Origin of the sequence: Halodesulfovibrio marinisediminis DSM 17456 (genome assembly GCF_900129975.1) — a bacterium.
GTDB classification, from domain to species: domain Bacteria; phylum Desulfobacterota; class Desulfovibrionia; order Desulfovibrionales; family Desulfovibrionaceae; genus Halodesulfovibrio; species Halodesulfovibrio marinisediminis.
This window is the reverse complement of sequence record NZ_FSRG01000004.1, coordinates 413,705-430,969: the sequence shown is the minus strand read 5'-3', so window position 1 is coordinate 430,969 and position 17,265 is coordinate 413,705. Positions and strand designations below refer to the sequence as shown.

The 17,265-nt window shown below is 46.5% G+C and carries 13 protein-coding genes; 5 read left to right on the top strand and 8 right to left on the bottom strand.

Going from position 1 to position 17,265, the window contains the following annotated elements; all coding sequences use genetic code 11:
• Nucleotides 1-402: 402 nt before the first annotated feature.
• The gene (gene speB, locus BUR09_RS06495) at nucleotides 403-1,254 is read left to right on the top strand and encodes an agmatinase (protein WP_084539360.1); all 852 of its coding nucleotides are present in this window, start codon (nucleotides 403-405) and stop codon (nucleotides 1,252-1,254) included.
• A 62-nt stretch (nucleotides 1,255-1,316) separates the two neighbouring features.
• On the top strand, nucleotides 1,317-2,066 hold the full coding sequence (locus BUR09_RS06490) for a metallophosphoesterase family protein (protein ID WP_074216133.1): 750 nt from the start codon (nucleotides 1,317-1,319) through the stop codon (nucleotides 2,064-2,066).
• A gap of 108 nt (nucleotides 2,067-2,174) precedes the next feature.
• On the opposite strand, the gene leuB is transcribed toward BUR09_RS06490, so the two are convergent.
• From leuB to BUR09_RS06455, 7 genes are all read right to left on the bottom strand, one after another.
• Nucleotides 2,175-3,248, bottom strand: coding sequence for a 3-isopropylmalate dehydrogenase (gene leuB, locus BUR09_RS06485; RefSeq protein ID WP_074216132.1), 1,074 nt, complete (start codon nucleotides 3,246-3,248; stop codon nucleotides 2,175-2,177).
• 240 nt (nucleotides 3,249-3,488) lie between these two features.
• Nucleotides 3,489-3,989, bottom strand: a complete 501-nt coding sequence (locus BUR09_RS06480; protein WP_074216131.1) for a 3-isopropylmalate dehydratase small subunit — start codon at nucleotides 3,987-3,989, stop codon at nucleotides 3,489-3,491.
• Nucleotides 3,990-4,163: 174 nt separating this feature from the next.
• Nucleotides 4,164-5,420, bottom strand: coding sequence for a 3-isopropylmalate dehydratase large subunit (leuC, locus tag BUR09_RS06475; RefSeq protein ID WP_074216130.1), 1,257 nt, complete (start codon nucleotides 5,418-5,420; stop codon nucleotides 4,164-4,166).
• 5 nt (nucleotides 5,421-5,425) lie between these two features.
• Nucleotides 5,426-6,946, bottom strand: a complete 1,521-nt coding sequence (locus BUR09_RS06470; RefSeq protein WP_074216129.1) for a 2-isopropylmalate synthase — start codon at nucleotides 6,944-6,946, stop codon at nucleotides 5,426-5,428.
• A 320-nt stretch (nucleotides 6,947-7,266) separates the two neighbouring features.
• Nucleotides 7,267-8,016 carry a CDP-diacylglycerol--serine O-phosphatidyltransferase gene (gene pssA / locus BUR09_RS06465; RefSeq protein WP_074216128.1) on the bottom strand — a complete coding sequence of 250 codons (750 nt, stop codon included), beginning with the start codon at nucleotides 8,014-8,016 and terminating at the stop codon, nucleotides 7,267-7,269.
• A gap of 59 nt (nucleotides 8,017-8,075) precedes the next feature.
• A complete protein-coding gene (locus BUR09_RS06460) occupies nucleotides 8,076-8,723 on the bottom strand; it encodes a phosphatidylserine decarboxylase family protein (RefSeq protein ID WP_074216127.1) in 648 nt (215 codons plus the stop codon).
• A 133-nt stretch (nucleotides 8,724-8,856) separates the two neighbouring features.
• On the bottom strand, nucleotides 8,857-9,495 hold the full coding sequence (locus tag BUR09_RS06455; protein ID WP_074216126.1) for an HAD family hydrolase: 639 nt from the start codon (nucleotides 9,493-9,495) through the stop codon (nucleotides 8,857-8,859).
• A 125-nt stretch (nucleotides 9,496-9,620) separates the two neighbouring features.
• On the opposite strand from BUR09_RS06455, the gene BUR09_RS06450 reads away from it, so the two are divergent.
• Nucleotides 9,621-10,601, top strand: a complete 981-nt coding sequence (locus tag BUR09_RS06450; RefSeq protein WP_074216125.1) for a YbgA family protein — start codon at nucleotides 9,621-9,623, stop codon at nucleotides 10,599-10,601.
• A 297-nt stretch (nucleotides 10,602-10,898) separates the two neighbouring features.
• On the top strand, nucleotides 10,899-11,174 hold the full coding sequence (locus BUR09_RS06445) for an HU family DNA-binding protein (protein ID WP_074216124.1): 276 nt from the start codon (nucleotides 10,899-10,901) through the stop codon (nucleotides 11,172-11,174).
• 285 nt (nucleotides 11,175-11,459) lie between these two features.
• Here the strand turns inward: BUR09_RS06445 and BUR09_RS06440 are convergent, their stop codons facing one another.
• Nucleotides 11,460-14,177, bottom strand: a complete 2,718-nt coding sequence (locus tag BUR09_RS06440; RefSeq protein WP_074216123.1) for a bifunctional acetate--CoA ligase family protein/GNAT family N-acetyltransferase — start codon at nucleotides 14,175-14,177, stop codon at nucleotides 11,460-11,462.
• Between the two features lie 441 nt (nucleotides 14,178-14,618).
• On the opposite strand from BUR09_RS06440, the gene acs reads away from it, so the two are divergent.
• Entirely contained in the window at nucleotides 14,619-16,613 is a 1,995-nt protein-coding gene (gene acs / locus BUR09_RS06435; protein ID WP_074216122.1) for an acetate--CoA ligase, read from the top strand.
• The last annotated feature ends 652 nt before the right edge of the window (nucleotides 16,614-17,265 follow it).

The window sequence follows — 17,265 nt, the reverse complement described above, 5'->3', positions numbered from 1 at the left end:
CCCCTCATCACCAACATCCCTCTACCTAATAACCGTCTTCTTTTCTTAAATCTTATTGCATTAAACTATCCCGTCTAAAACACAGGGCATGGTTCTACTGATAAAACTGCACAGGCTTGTACCAAGCAACATTACTAGGTAATAACAAGCAATCCAAAAACATTAACAGCACGTAGTAAATGACGCAGAGGTTGTCTCATGCGTAAGGCTCTCACGCTGTTTTTACAACCGATTCTGATTTTCTTTCATTACTGTGCAGTTCCGAAATTTGCCTGAGAGCCTGAAGCTGAGACGACCTCTGCGTCCTACACCTTCCCAAACCTCACACACATTCTATCCTTCCCTCTGAAGCCCCGTACTTTCTGAATTGCCAAGAAATTCATCACAAAGTATACTTATAAGATGAATAGATTTTTAGCATCAGAACTTGAAGAAACCACTCCAGAACAATGTCGATTCCAAATTGTTCCGGTTCCTTTTGAAGCTACCGTTTCATACGGTGGCGGTACGGCTGAAGGCCCACGCGCCATTCTTGACGCGTCTGACCAGCTTGAACTGTGGGACGGAGAATCCATTCCTGCAGATGAAGGCATTTACACTCACGAACCAGTAGACTGCACCGGTCCTACAGAACAGGTTCTCGCCCGCATTGAAGCCGCTGTTTCTCACGCAGCTGAATATGGTCTTCCTGTTATGCTCGGCGGAGAACACTCTGTTACGCTTGGAGCTCTCCGTGCACTGAAAAAGAAGCATGGCAGCTTCGGCATCGTGCAGTTTGATGCCCATGCAGACCTGCGTAAAGCGTATGAAGGCGATCCTTACAGCCACGCTTCCGTCATGCATCGTGCACTCGAGTTGGAAATCCCAGTATTCCAGCTCGGCGTCCGTGCGTTCTGTACAGAAGAAGTAGAAGTCCGCAAAAAACACAATGTGCCACATATCGATGCAAAGGATCTGGCGCGCAATCCACTGCCGGAAACACTGCTCCCTGAAGATTTTCCTAAAGATCTCTACATTACTTTTGATGTAGATGGACTAGACCCGTCCGTTATCCGCGCAACAGGCACCCCTGTTCCGGGTGGCATCCAGTGGTGGCAAGCCATCACACTACTCGAAAAAGCCGTAAAAGGACGTAACGTAATTGGCTGTGATGTAGTTGAGCTCGCACCACAGGAAGGCGATCATGCTTCAGATTTTGCCGCTGCACAGCTCACCTACTCAATGATGGGAATCATCCAGCGCTCAACTAAATAGCACTACAAAAACTAGTGTACTGCTAGCTTGAGCCACCACACGTAACTCTTGGAAGTGACAGCATGAAACTCGCGGTTATTTCTGACATTCACAGTAACGTATATGCGCTTGAGGCCGTTCTTAATGATATTGCAAAGCGCGGTGCTGACCGCATCGTAAATCTTGGGGACACTCTGTACGGCCCCATAGCCCCAAAAGCGACTTACAACCTGATAACGTCCTCTGATGTTACCTCAATCTGTGGCAATCAGGATCGCATGCTGCATGAAGTCACACACAAAGAGTTTGCCGCAAATCCAACGCTTCAGTTTGTGTTAGGTGACCTCGGTAATGCCCCCATTGACTGGCTAAAAACGCTCCCCTTTGACTGTCAGGTTAATCGTCAAATTTATGCCTGCCATGGCTCTCCAACGAACGATCTGACATACTTAATGGAAGATGTTTCGAGTGGCGAAGCACGGGTGCGCTCTGATAGCGAGATACTACAATTAGTTGACGGACAAAATTCTTCTGTCATTCTGTGTGGGCATACACATATTCCGAGAGTTGTAGAATTATCTACCGGTCAACTTATAGTAAACGCGGGAAGTGTCGGTCTGCCTGCATTTACTGATGACCAACCTACTGTGCATTCCATGGAGACATATTCTTCACACGCATCATACACAATGCTGGAAACAAATTCTGACGGCTGGAATATTCAGCAAATGAAAATTCCATACCCTGTACAGGACGCAGTAAATGCTGCTGCAAAACAAGGACGCTCTGACTGGGCACATTACCTTGCTACGGGCAGAATCAATGAGCTCTAGTATTCAAGCACAAAAAAAACGAAGCTACATTTTGTAGCTTCGTTTTTCTCTTTATAACAAAACATCCTCCTCCCGAATAAGGCTCTCCGGAAGGAGGAAATTTGGCTTCTATAAGCGCTCTACAACTAAATTACCCATGGTATTACAACCAACAAGGGTTTCCCCGTTGGACATAATGTCCCCAGTTCTATAGCCTTCACTCAGCACTTGCTGAACGGCATTTTCAATCGCATTTGCTTCTTTAATGAGGTTGAAGGAATGACGCAGCATCATTGCCATGGAGAGAATTGATGCAAGCGGGTTCGCTTTATTCTGACCTGCGATGTCTGGTGCAGAGCCATGAATCGGCTCAAAAAGACCAGTTCCAGACTTATTAAGGGATGCAGAAGGAAGCATACCGATAGAACCGGTGATAACAGCTGCTTCGTCAGACAAAATGTCACCGAAGAGGTTACCGGTCACGATAACGTCGAACTGGTTCGGATCACGAACAAGCTGCATTGCTGCGTTATCAACATACATATGTGTGAGTTCTACTTCTGGATATTCAGTTGCAACTTCTTCAACAACAGCTCTCCAAAGACGGGAAACTTCAAGTACGTTAGCTTTATCTACAGAACACACACGCTTGTCACGTTTCATCGCTGCTTCAAAAGCAATGCGGGCAATGCGGCGTACTTCATCTTCATTGTAGACCATGGTATTGTAGCCATATCGAACGCCATCACGCTCTTCCTGCCCCTGCGGCTGACCAAAATAGATACCACCAGTAAGCTCACGAACAACCATTACATCAATACCGTCTTCTACAATGTCAGGACGGAGATAGCATGCACTGGAAAGCTCAGGGAACAACTTCGCAGGGCGTAAATTCGCAAACAGGCCAAGCTCCTTACGGATACCAAGCAAACCAGCTTCAGGACGAGTAGCGCCATCGAGATTATCCCACTTAGGGCCACCTACAGCGCCAAGAAATACTGCATCCGCCTTCTTGCATGCCTCAACAGTTTCCTTCGGTAACGGACTGCCTGTAGCATCAATAGCGCAACCACCGATAAGCTCTTCAGTGAAGGTTACTTTGTGACCGAACTTATCTGTGACTTTCTTCATGACCTCTACAGCCTGAGCGGTGATCTCCGGCCCGATGCCGTCACCCGGCAACAAAACGATATTCATATCCATTGTCTTTCCCTCGATGAAAATTTTGTGTGTATTCAATTTATTTCTTTGGCGGCTGAAGAAAGCAAATTGCGCTGTCGCTAGTCATACATTCCGACTCGTAAAAACCGACTACCGCTTTTACAAAAGAATTTTTCTCCAGCCCGCTACCCAAAGACTATTACTTGCGAGACACGCTTACTCGTATAAATCCAATAAGTTGCTCCACGTCCTTGCAGTGATCGGGAACAGGAATCTTTTGGACTAATTTTTGGCTTTTAACTTTTCTCGCACGTATGGAATGAGTCCCCCGTTATCGACAAAGTCACGCATAAACTGTGGAAGCGGCGGGAAGCTAATTACTTTACCAGTGGTTACGTTAGTCACTGTACCCGCTTCGATATCGACTGCTACTTCATGTCCATCTTCAATGTGCTTAACGTCATCGCCAACTTCAATGAGTAACAATCCCATATTAAAGCTGTTACGGTAGAAAATACGCGCAAAAGAATGCGCAACAACTACCTTCATACCAGCACCAAGGATAGAAATCGGAGCATGTTCACGTGAAGAACCGCAACCGAAGTTCTCACCGGCAACCATGATATCGCCTTCGGAAACACGCTCTACCCAGCCTGCTTCGAGACCTTCCATGCAGTTTGCGCCAAGCTCTTTTTCATCAGTTGTTACCAAAAAACGCGCAGGAATGATTGCATCAGTATCTATGTGATCGCCCACTTTGTGGACTTTACCTTGTAAGGTCATGGTCATTTCTCCCAAAAAGAATCAAATCGTTTGTGGCTGAAATCAGAGCAACATCTTTAACTCGATGTGTTGCTATATTTTCAACCGCCTCTCACCTCTTCGCGGTCAAGGGGGCGTCCCCCTTGCGGGTGCAGGGCAGCGCCCTTGCCCGTCGGAGACCCGCCGGAGGCAACATTACACTTTGCGAGGATCAGCGATCTCACCTGCAAGTGCACTTGCCGCAGCAACGGCAGGACTTGAAAGGTAGACTTCTGACTCGAGGCTGCCCATGCGTCCTTTAAAGTTACGGTTGGTTGTAGCTACTGCTACTTCACCGTCAGCAAGGATGCCCATATGTCCGCCGAGACAAGGGCCGCATGTTGCAGGGCCTACGATACAACCTGCTTCCATGAAGGTTTCGATAAGACCTTCACGCAGTGCCTGCTTCCAGATGTTTGGCGTTGCAGGAAGAACGATGGCACGTGTGTGTGATGCGACTTTGCGTCCTTTGAGTACGGCTGCTGCTTCACGCAAGTCGCTGATACGACCGTTAGTACAGGAACCGATGACGACCTGATCAACCTTTTTAGGCTCGACATTTTCTACTGGGTGCACGTTATCCGGCAAGTGCGGACATGCAACCATTGGTGACATATTCGATACGTCGAATGTAAGAACACGTTCGTATTCTGCGCCTTCATCCGGTAAGAGAGCTTCATCGTTACGACCGCGAGCTGCGGTGTATTCGAGAGTCTTTGCATCTACCGGGAAGAGGCCACATTTGCCGCCAGCTTCAATAGCCATGTTAGCGATGGTCATACGACCTTCCACATCAAGGGAATCAACTGTGGTACCACCGAATTCGAGCGCCTTGTAGAGCGCGCCGGATACACCGATTTCGCCGATAAGACGCAAGATGAGATCCTTTGCGCCTACGAACTCAGGAAGTTCGCCATTGAAGATTGCACGGATTGTCGGCGGCACTTTGAACCATGTGGAACCAAGTGCCATACCGCCTGCTACGTCTGTGGAACCAAGACCGGTTGCGAAAGCACCGAGGCCACCGTAGGTGCAGGTGTGAGAATCTGCGCCGATAACGATGTCGCCAGGGCCTACAAGGCCGAGCTCCGGCAAAAGTGCGTGTTCAACACCGCAGTTACCACCCTCGTAGTAGTGCGTAATATTCTGCTCTTGCGCAAATTCACGGGTATTTTTCACCTGAATTGCTGATGCAATGTCTTTCTGCGGAGTAAAGTGGTCCATTACGAGTGCCACTTTATCTTTATCAAACACTTTTTCTGCGCCCATTGCCTTGAAAGATTTAATGGCAAGCGGTGCAGTAATATCGTTTGCAAGAACCAAGGAAACATCGCACTGAACGATCTGTCCGGTTCCTTCGATTTTTTGATCTGTGTGTCTCTGTAAGATTTTTTGTGCGAGTGTGTGTGCCATGACTGTTAGCCCTCCGAGTTCATTTTATCGAGTCTGTTTAAAGCGTTGAGAAATGCCCTTGCGCTAGCTGCAATGATGTCAGGATCGGATCCACGTCCTACAGTTGTGCAACCATTTTCTTCGAGCCGTACGGTTACTTCGCCCTGTGCATCTCCGCCACTGGTGATGGCGTTTACACTGTATCGTTTGAGCTTTGGTGCGCGTCCAACGATTTGGGAAATGGTTTTAAACACTGCATCAATAGGACCTGTGCCGAACGTAGTGTGCTCTCTGCGGATACCGTTAATTTCCATTACAACGGCTGCATTCGGTGGCACTCCCACATCACTTGACTGAACGGAGAGATGTACCAGTCTGTATTTATCAGGAATACGGTAGACTTCTTCAAGGATGATTGCCTCAATGTCTGCGTCGTAAACCTTCTCTTTTTTGTCTGCGAGGCGTTTAACAGCCTCAAAAACAATCTGTAATTCGTCATCTTCCAACGGGTAACCAAGTTCGGTAGTTTTGCCTTTAATTGCATTGCGACCGGAATGCTTACCGAGGATGATATCTGTTTTTTCGCGTCCTACGGATTCAGGAGTCATAATCTCGTAGGTTTCACGGTTCTTGAGCATGCCGTCCTGATGGATACCGGACTCATGCGCAAATGCGTTTGCACCGACAATTGCTTTATTTGCAGGAATAGGCTGACCAATGATCATTGAAAGCAAACGGCAGGTAGGGAACAACTGCTCTGACTTAACGTTGGTTTCAATGTCGTAGTAGTCACCACGGGTGCGTAACGCCATAATAAGTTCTTCGAGTGCTGCGTTACCGGCACGCTCTCCAATACCGGAGATGGTTACTTCAGCCTGTCGTGCACCTGCATCAATCGCTGCAAGAGTGTTTGCCACAGCCAAACCAAGGTCGTTATGGCAATGTACACTGAACACTGCCTTATGGCTGTTGCTGGTGTTTTCAATTACGTGGCGAATCATCTGTCCAAATTCCTGAGGTTGTGCATACCCTACGGTATCAGGAATGTTGATGGTAGTAGCGCCAGCGTTGATTGCAGTCTCTGCAACCTTTGCAAGGAAGTCCCAGTCGGATCGGGACGCATCTTCTGCAGAAAACTCAATGTTAGAAGTATATTTTGCTGCATGTTTTACAGCCGCTTCAGTCATTTCCAAAACCTGTTCCGGAGTCTTACGGAGCTTGTACTCCATGTGCACCGGACTGGTTGCAAGGAATGTATGAATTCGTGGATGCGTTGCGTCTTTGATTGCATCCCAGCACCTGTCAATATCCGCCGCCATCGCGCGGCACAAACCCGCTACCTGTGAGTGCTTAATGGTTTGTGCAATCTTGCGTACTGCCTCAAAATCCCCTTGGCTTGCAGCAGGAAACCCTGCTTCCATAATATCGACACCCAAATTTTCGAGCTCACGCGCAAGGCGAATCTTCTCAATCTGGTTCATGGTTGCGCCTGGAGACTGCTCTCCATCTCTCAAAGTGGTATCGAAAATATATAAGCGATCGGACATTGTTTTCTCCTGTGGAGTTACTTTTTTCTATTCTAATTCATAAACTACTTTCACAAAAACCTCACTTAGTTCGCAAATAGATTACCTAGTAGTGGACCAAACGGGCGATATTCTACTCGAGATCGTGTCCTTTGCTTGTTGACGTGTGCTGAATCCATTATCCTAGCTCCTTTTTATAACATAATTGTTAAATTTTATTCAGGATATAAAAAAAAGCTCCGGTTCCTTCTGTGTAGAAGAAACCGGAGCTTTGGTTTGCTTATACTTTTAGGGTATGGCCTTGGGGCGGTGTGTTACTCGCCGTGCCTTCCCTTTATTCTTTAGCTCTCGGAAAGGTCACCCAGTAACTTTGTGGACCTGCGTGATAGAAATAGGAATGTATACACAGGTCCGCTAATAATGTAGCCGCCAATAATAATGAAGCCTAGTAGCTTCGGCTCGCTAATAATTAGGGTAAAGATAAGGATAGCAGATACGAGAGTGCTAAATGGACGAGCCTTCACGAAACCGTACTCTTTAAAGGAGAAGTAACGTACACGGCTAACCATTGAAAATGCTGCAACAAAGGTAAGACCCAACGCAATCGCAGGGATAAAACCAGAGAAATCAGCAGGAATGTACTGAGTAAAGAATACGAAGGCAGCAAGTGCGCAGCCACCAGCAGGTGAAGGAAGTCCGATAAAGAACTTCTTAGGAACCACTGCTGTGGAAACGTTGAAACGCGCCAATCTGAGTGCAGCACAAGCTGCGAACAAGAAGGCGACAGCAATGCCGAGGCGGTTGAACTGATGAAGGTACATTGAGTACATCATGAACGCTGGTACGAGACCAAATGCCACGAGGTCACACAAGGAGTCGTACTGCACACCAAATTCACTGGCAGTGCCAGTCAAACGCGCAACTTTACCATCTAAGCCGTCCATGAGGGCGGAGAAAAGAATAGCGGTAGCACACATTTCAAATTTTCCCGCAGATGCCCACACCAACCCCATAAAGCCTGCAAAAAGGCTCGCTGTGGTGAAAAGGTTAGGCAAAATAAAGATTCCCTTGCGGGCTTTTGATTGATCCATGTCTATGTGCTTCCTTGTTTAAATCCAAAAACAGTCGGTGATAATCTCAATTCAGAAAATTAGTTGTCATCTTTACTGGCAATTACAGTTTCACCTGCAAACACCTGCTCACCAACGGTAACGGAAGGAGCATAGCCCTCTGGAAGATAAAGGTCAACCCGAGAACCAAACTTGATCATTCCGTAACGTTCTCCACGGGTTAACTCTTCTCCCTCGTTCACACGACACACAATTCTGCGGGCAATAAGACCTGCAATCTGTACCATTGTCCAACGGCTGCCGTCAGCATGTTCGAGATCGTATGCACAACGTTCGTTATCGGTTGAAGCCTTGTCCCAAGCAGCATTAAAGTACTTTCCGGAGAAATACTTGATGCCGCGGACAGTGCTATCAAGAGGAGAACGGTTCACATGTACGCTAAACACGTTCATGAAGATACAGATACACATGCGGCGCTCACCGGTAAACGGATCTTCCATTGGTGTAATTTTGATAACCTTGCCGTCAGCAGGACTTACAGCAAGTCCTTCACCGGTTGGTGTCACACGCTCCGGATCACGGAAGAAGTGCAGGCTGAACCAGAAAAGGATAAAAAACACAGTGGACAGTACCCAGCACCCCATAATTGCAAACGCAAGGGTACCGAGACCGGTTAACAGTAAAGAAGGGATACCTTCAGGGGTAAGGCCGCTAGTTGGTTTTCTCATAAATAATTATGCCGGAGTAAACACTCAGGACTTGCTTGTCAGTTAAAATCAGCGGGTACGTTATGCAATTTTCTCCCATAACGCAACGTTTGCAGAGTGTGTTACTCTCATCCACCATTTCCAACAAGCACAGTTATGCCATAGGGAATTTAACACTTGGGAATAATGACTGAAGTCGTTCCAACACTTTTTCGTGCTCATCATACAGCAAAGTCTGCATCCCAATCTCACCAGCACGCAATAGATTGGAAGGATTATCGTCTACAAATAACGCGCGTTCCGGTTTAACATCCATGGCACGCAAAGCATGATGGAAATAATCGTGCGAACGTTTGGATATGCCTTCTCGGTATGAATTAAAAACCCGATCAAAATGTGAGTAAATGGAAAGCTCAAAATCAAGAGCTTCAAGCCAATTTGTATGATCACTTAAAATGGCTGTTTTTACGCCACTCGCACGAATAGCATCCACAACTTCAAGCATCCAAAGACGCACATTGAATCCCGCCATGATTTCCATATGCAGCATCTCAACCTGCTCTACCAATCCTGTTTTTTTACGCAACTCTTCCCAGAATTCAGCTTCACTGGCTTTACCTGTGGCGTAGCCGCCTTCATAGCAAATTTCGGTAGCAACAGCCTGAAACTCGTCAGGGTCAAACCCATTACGGACGGCAATTTTACGTAACCCGTCTACAAATCCCTCATCAGCAAGAACACCGCTGAAGTCAAAGAACACAACTTCAATTGGTTGAGACTGTTCCGTGGTCATATAGAGACTCCCTATTTAGGTAAGAACCGTTTCAATTTTTTTATATTTGCACCAACAACTCAACTGAGCCAATCTAAATACGAATAAGTAGAAACAATCTTATACCTCATAGAGGAAAGAGCAACATGCAGAACACAAAAAAAATTCGTATTGGTGTTTCTTCCTGCCTGCTAGGAAATCCAGTCCGGTTTGATGGAGGACATAAAAAAGATCAATGGCTTGTAAATATCCTTGGAGAGTATGTTGACTACGTTCCGGTGTGTCCTGAAGTTGAAATGGGCCTCCCTGTACCTCGAGAAGCACTGCGTCTCGTAGGAGATCCAGAAAATCCAAGACTCGTTACAAACAAAACATATATAGACCACACCAAACAAATGAAAAAATTTGCAGCTCGGCGGGTTAAAGAGTTAGAAAAAGAAAACCTGTGCGGCTTTGTTTTCAAACGAGCTTCGCCTTCCAGCGGTATGGAACGAGTAAAAGTCTACAAGGATGTTGACCCAAAAGAAGCAAAAAATGCTGGAGCACCGAGCCTTAAAGGCATCGGAGTATTTGCCAGAACATTTATGGAACACTTTCCACTACTCCCTGTAGAAGAAGAAGGGAGGCTTGGTGACCCTCGTCTGCGTGAAAACTTTATTGAACGAATTTTCGTCATGCAACGCTGGCGCGAGATGCTGGACCAGCCGTTTTTGATGCGTAATCTGATAAGATTCCATACCCGCCACAAACTACTAATCATGTCGCATAGCATCGTGCACTACCGTGCCATGGGCAAACTTGTGGCACACGGTAAGCAGACTGTCCCCCATGATCTTCTTCAACAATATCAAACTGAGTTGCTTACAGCGCTTAAAATAAAAGCGACTATTAACAAACATACCAACGTATTACAGCATATTGCCGGATATTTTAAAAAGAAACTTACCCCAGATGAGAAGCAAGAGTTTCAAGAAATAATAGAACGATATCACTCCAACTTAGTGCCACTTATTGTTCCAATTACCATCGGTAATCATTATGTACGAAAATATGGCGAAGAGTATCTGCAGTCACAATGGTATTTGAACCCGCATCCGATTGAATTGAAGCTTCGGAACCATGTTTAAATACTACTACGTCCAGTTAGTATAACGAAGCACATGCTACTTTAAATGCATTTTTGCTTAATTCTAACTGTTTGTTTGATGATATATTGCAACTATCACTACAAATTGAACTATTTCTCCTCTGTCAGAATGTACAAACATTACGCTTCATTGTTCCTGCTCTTTATACTTTTATAAACAAAACCCCTTTGAATAACAGAAGAAATAACCATCACCCCCTTGTCACTATTGCGATGAATAGGTACTACTCTAATATCGTGGACTAAATTACGAATTGATATTCCATAGGGGGTTCTTGTGAATAAAAGCGAACTTGTAAAAGTAATGGCTGAGGATCACAACCTGTCCAAAGATGAAGCAACAATGCTAGTAAACGTCTTTTTTGACAGCATCCGTGAAGCTCTCGTTGAAGAGGGTAGAGTTGAAATCAGAGGATTCGGTTCCTTTAAAGTTAAAGAATACAAGGGATACAAAGGCCGTAACCCTAAAACAGGTGACAGCGTAGAAGTATCTCCGAAAAAATTGCCTGTATTCCGGGCAGGAAAAGAACTCAAAGAAATGGTTAACAAGTAGAGTCTCTTTTTCCTGTAGACCTAACTACTTTGCAACATGAGACACACGCTCCGGCTTCATTGCGCCGTGCGATTTGCGCGCGATGGTGCGGTTACCAGCGATAACGCCGGAACCATCTCTAACTCGTATTAGCGTTCGCCTTCCTGTGGAATTCGCAAGTATACGATGCAAAGCAAAAAAAAGAGTGGAGCCAATGCCCCACTCTTTTTATTTCCCTTTTCTATAAAAAACGCCCTGTTCTTACATACTAAAAACAGGGCGTTTTTCAGATATCATCACAACATGCTAGAAACCATCGTCAGCTTCCGCATCATCATCGCGTAAATCCAGTGTAAAGTGGTAGGTATCGTCATTAAAGTCTTTCGAGACAACAAATCCCAGAGATCGGGCAAGCTCTACCATATTCTTATTGTCACCAAGGGCTTCACCAGTAATCTGCTTTGTCTTACGAGATCGCAGATATTCCACCAAATGAGACATTAGCATACGGCCAAGCCCCTTACGCTTCCAGTCACTACGTACGACTACTGCAAACTCAGATGTTTCGTTATCCGGTGAAATTATTGCACGAGCAGACCCTACAGTAATCGGATTCTCCCCATCCTCAGGGATTGTCTGTGCAATAAATGCCATCTCCCTGTCATAGTCGATCTGGGTTAACTTAACCATTTCAGAACGTGGCAGCTCACCCACATTACCAAAGAAACGGAACCGCCTATCTTGAGGGCTAAGGTTCTCTACAAAATCCCAATGCGCCGGTTCATCCTCAGGACGGATTGGACGCAGGCGAACAGTCAGATCATCAGTCACTTGTATAATTTCTTCCAGCTCAGCAGGATACGGACAAATTGCAAGCTGATCTGCACCACCGAGATCAGTCCATGCCACACGGATTTCAGCATCCAAAGCGAATGCACCGCTGGAATCAGCCTGCACCGGATTGATCTCCAATTCAAAAATTTCCGGTATATCAATCAGCATTTGAGAAATCGATACCAACAACTCATACACAGCCTGCGCGTCCACTCCGGAAACAGTACCATGTCCAACAAACTGCTTACTCACATGAGTCGAAGCAACAAGCTCTTTTGCAAGGCTCATATTCAGTGGCAGTAATTCTGTCTGCTTATCCTGAATGAGGTGAGCAATTGATCCCCCCTGCCCAAAACGGATAACAGGACCGAACTGTGGGTCTGTATCAACTTCTACAGCCAGTTCAACACCACGCATACGCTGCGTCATACGCTGCACGGCAAAACCGTTAATACGTGCGGACGGCTGATACTGCGCTACATTCATTAAGATAGATTCGGCAGCGGCAGTGGCTTCCGTGCTGTTCTGGATATCCAGCATTACACCGCCTACCTGTGACTTACGGAAAATATCTGGAGAAAGCACTTTAATTGCTAGGGGGTACCCCACCTCATCCGCAATGCTTGCAATCTGATCCACAGAATCTGCGCTACGAGTAGTAATACAGTTAATACCATAAGCTGCCAGCAATTCCTCTGCTTCCTGCACAGTAAGCATCTGACGTTTTTCTTCCAGCGCCTGCAATACGATCGCGCGGCTTTTCAGCACATCTGTATTACTATCTGGTCGTGACTCCGGAGCTTCCGCAAGTTTAATCTGGTTCCGTCTGTACTGCACAAGATGCAAGAAAGTGCGTACAGCACTATCCGGAGTAAAATAGGAAGGCACTTTGGCCTTAAAAAAGATATTCCGGGCAATATCTCCATCACCTGCACCGAGCCAACTTGTAAGAATAACTTTCTTGCTGCGTTTACAGGTTTTCACCACCTTTTCAGCAATGGTAGCGCTATCCACACCAGGAGTTGGAATATGCAAGACTAAGATACCGTCTACGGAGCTATCTCGAAGTAACGGCTTAATGGCACTGGCATACATTTCAGCGTCAGCCTTGGCATCCATAACCAGCGGGTTCCAATATGACCATGCGCTTCCCAATGCATCATCCAGAAGCTGACATGCCTCGTCAGTCAACTCAGCAAGCTCTCCGCCTCCTTTCAACAGCAGATCAGTTGCAATGAATGCAGGAGCACCACCGTTTGCCACGATCGCCAACCGCTTACCTTTAAGCGGCTTTGACCATGCAAGAGCCTGAATTGTATCGAATACAGAATCAATAGAATCCATGCGCAGCATACCGGCTCGTTTAAACGCTGCCTCGTACACTTCGTCAGCACCCAAAATCATACCTGTATGAGCGGCAACTGCCTGTTCTGCTGCATGAGACTTACCCGCCTTAACAACAATAACCGGTTTTGAACGCGATAACGCTCGGGCGGCAGACATAAATTCCCGCGCGTTGGCAACAGACTCAAGATACAAGAGAACCGCACGGGTGTTCATATCCATATGCAGATAATCCAGCACTTCACTGAAGCCTACATCGAGCATATCGCCAAGAGAGATTACATGGGAAAAACCAAGAGATTTGGAGACAGCCCAGTCAAGAACAGACGTAAAAAGAGAATCTGACTGCGTAATAAAGGCAACTTTGCCCATGGAAAAAGGAGACGAAACGAGACTGGCATTAATGCCGAGAGAAGGATTGATGAAGCCAAGCCCGTTAGGCCCCAACAACCGTACAGAAAATTTATTCGCAAGCGCCAGAAGCCGTTCACGTTTACGTACGGCTTCTTTTGTATTGAACCGTGAATAACCGGAGGAAAACAAGATTGCGTTCTGGGTTCCACGCTTACCAAGTTCTTCTATATAAAAAGGAACTTCGTTTGCATCCACACATATAATAGCAAGATCCGGCGTAATCGGAAGTGTATCAATGGCTGTATAAACTGGCTGGCCGAAAATTGTATCAGGCGAATCCGGCTGTGTAACAACCGGCAGAACAGGCCCCAGAAACGTTCCGCCAAGCAAGTTCTGCATACAATCACAGGCAGGGGTTCCAGACTCTTCAGAAGCACCAATTATTACCACAGAAGTCGGTCGAAACATCTGTTTTAGCGTCGATTGGCTCACACAGGCTCCTCAATTGGTTCCGGTTGGTATTTGAAACACTGTAGTTGAAACTCAAATTAAGTTCAAACAGTTGTATTGCTTTTATCGCTGCTGACAAAAACGCTCTTTCCCCTGCCATTCACAGTGTCGTTTTCTACCGTTTACCGGAGAGCATGCTGTTCACCCTGCGATTCATACCGTTCACCGAAAATGAGTGTCCTTTTTGTTGCAACTGGTTGCATAGTGCAGTTGTTCATTAACAAACCGAACCTGCTCTAACAGAGTACATACGAATGTTTCCACCTTTCCCTTATGGTTTGTTTACGGTTGTGGCGAGCACTATCCTTGCAGCACCAGTGCCCGCCACAACCGGAACATAAAAATTTTCTGGTCAGGATATGATGCAGAAGCATCGGGAAGATTCTGTCATATACTGCAACCAATTATTTCGAGGAGAACACTATGAGCCAACATAACATCATTTCCATGCAAGAAGAGGAACGCCTGTTCACCCCTTCAACTCCCAAAGCTGGCACTCATATCCAGTCCCTGAAAGAATATGAGCGACAGTACAAACGTTCCATGGAGGACAATGAAGGCTTCTGGGCGGAACGTACAAATGAGTTATTGGACTGGTTCTCCCCGTTTACCAGTGTGCTTGAAGCAGACATGGACACTCCAGACATCCGCTGGTTCTCCGGCGGTACCCTGAATGTTGCCCATAACTGCCTCGACAGGCATCTGGAACTTGGACGTAAGGACAAAAAAGCCCTCATCTGGCAAGGGGAGCCGGAAGGGGATGTTATTACATACACCTATCAGGAGCTCCATGAGCAAGTATGTAAGTTTGCTAACGTATTAAAAAAGTACGGCGTAGGCAAAGGCGACCGTGTATCCTTGTACATGCCTATGATTCCGGAATTAACCATTGCCATGCTTGCCTGTGTTCGCATTGGCGCTGTACACTCCATTGTTTTTGCAGGCTTTTCTGCCCTCAGCCTTCAAAGCCGCGTAATGGACTGTCAAGCAAAAGTGCTTGTTACTGCAGATGCTGTATTACGCTCCGGTCGTGTAATTCCCCTTAAAGCAAATGCTGACGAAGCACTTAAATCCTGCCCGAGCGTTGAACATTTAATCGTAGTTGACCGTGCAGGCATTGCTGAACAAGGCAAATTGGAATGGCAGGAAGAACGGGACATCTGGTGGCATACAGCTATGCAGCAGCCGGATATTAAACCGTTCTGTGAATGCGAGCCAATGGAATCAGAAGATCCGCTGTTCATTCTCTACACAAGCGGATCAACTGGTAAGCCAAAAGGCGTAGTGCATACAACCGGTGGTTATCTCACCTATACAGCACACACCTCACAGTGGGTTTTTGATATTCAGGAATCCGACGTGTACTGGTGTACCGCTGATATCGGCTGGATTACCGGTCATTCATACATCGTGTATGGCCCGCTATCCCTCGGTGCCACAACAGTTATGTTCGAAGGTGTTCCAAGCTATCCTAGCCCTGACCGCTTCTGGAGCATCGTAGAAAAGTTCGGCGTAACAGTTTTTTACACAGCACCAACAGTTATCCGTGCTCTTATGCGCGAAGGACAGGAGTGGACCCAACGCCACGACCTCTCCTCACTGCGGGTACTGGGAAGTGTTGGTGAACCGATCAACCCTGAAGCATGGATGTGGTACCATGAACACATCGGTAAAGGGGAAACCCCTATCGTTGACACATGGTGGCAAACAGAAACCGGCGGTATTATGATTGCGGCTCTTCCTTTTGCAACCCCGCTTAAACCGGGGTCTGCAACACTGCCGCTTCCGGGCATTGACGCACGAATAGTGCGCCCTGACGGAACAGATGCCGAACCAAACGAAGGCGGTCATCTCGTCATTCGTAAACCTTGGCCGGGAATGCTTCGCGGAGTATTCGGGGACCCTGAACGTTACAAGAGCACGTATTTTGAACGCTTCCCTGGAATGTATGAATCCGGTGACGGTGCACGCGTAGACAGCGACGGCTACTTCTGGATTATGGGACGTCTTGATGATGTTATCAACGTATCCGGACACCGTATGGGTACTGCTGAAATTGAATCAGCTCTGGTTGCCCATCCGGCAGTTGCTGAAGCGGCTGTAGTAGGTATGCCGCACCCTGTAAAAGGAGAAAGCATTTACGCCTACGTTACCTTGAAAGCAGATGAAGAAGAAACTGAAGAATTACGTGCACAACTTCGCACATGGGTACGAAAAGAAATTGGCCCGATTGCTACACCGGAAGTATTGCAGTTTGCAGAAGAACTGCCAAAAACCCGAAGTGGTAAAATTATGCGAAGAATTTTGCGGAAAATTGCTTCTGGAAGCACCGGAGATTTTGGTGACACATCCACGTTGGCCGACCCAAGTGTCATCTCCGAACTCGTAGAGGGACGCTCCGAGCTTACTGGAAGCTAACTTTCAGCAAATATTCCCGCTCTTCCCGGAGACAAAGGACGCAATCAGCATAATTCAATCGTGTCCAGCTGATACTCACATGTTGAAATGCACCGATTGCGTGCCTTTGCTCAACGAATGCACAAAAAGACTCATGACATTCCTCCCCTTGGATAAAAAAATACACTGACGGATGATACCATCTGTCAGTGTATTTTTTTTGACAACATAGTTTGCATACAGCCAACACAATTTGCACTCAGGAAAGACTATTCAGTATGCAGATATATTACCAATTAGCGAGCACACCGGCGGGCGTAACGCACGGTTGTGCTCAGATTTCACCAGCGAAGAGTGGCAAAAAATTCTTTGATTATAAGATACTCAAACTCTGGTAATAGAAAAAGCTGAGTATTGAGACAAATACTCAGCCTTTTCTATAGCACTCACTAGCGGCCATTAAGCCGAATAACATTCTCGCAGTAAGTCGCATCCACTGTGGCAGGTTATGCCGTCCATCAGCTTCCCCCGCAGTCATAAAACCTAATAGGTTTTTCTGCGAAACAGAGCGGGACATAACCTGCTCTTATTTAATGTATAGTATTGAGTACTATACCCCCCCATGCCCCGATGAGGATTTCATCCTCACCCGGCTATCCCCCGATCTGCACCA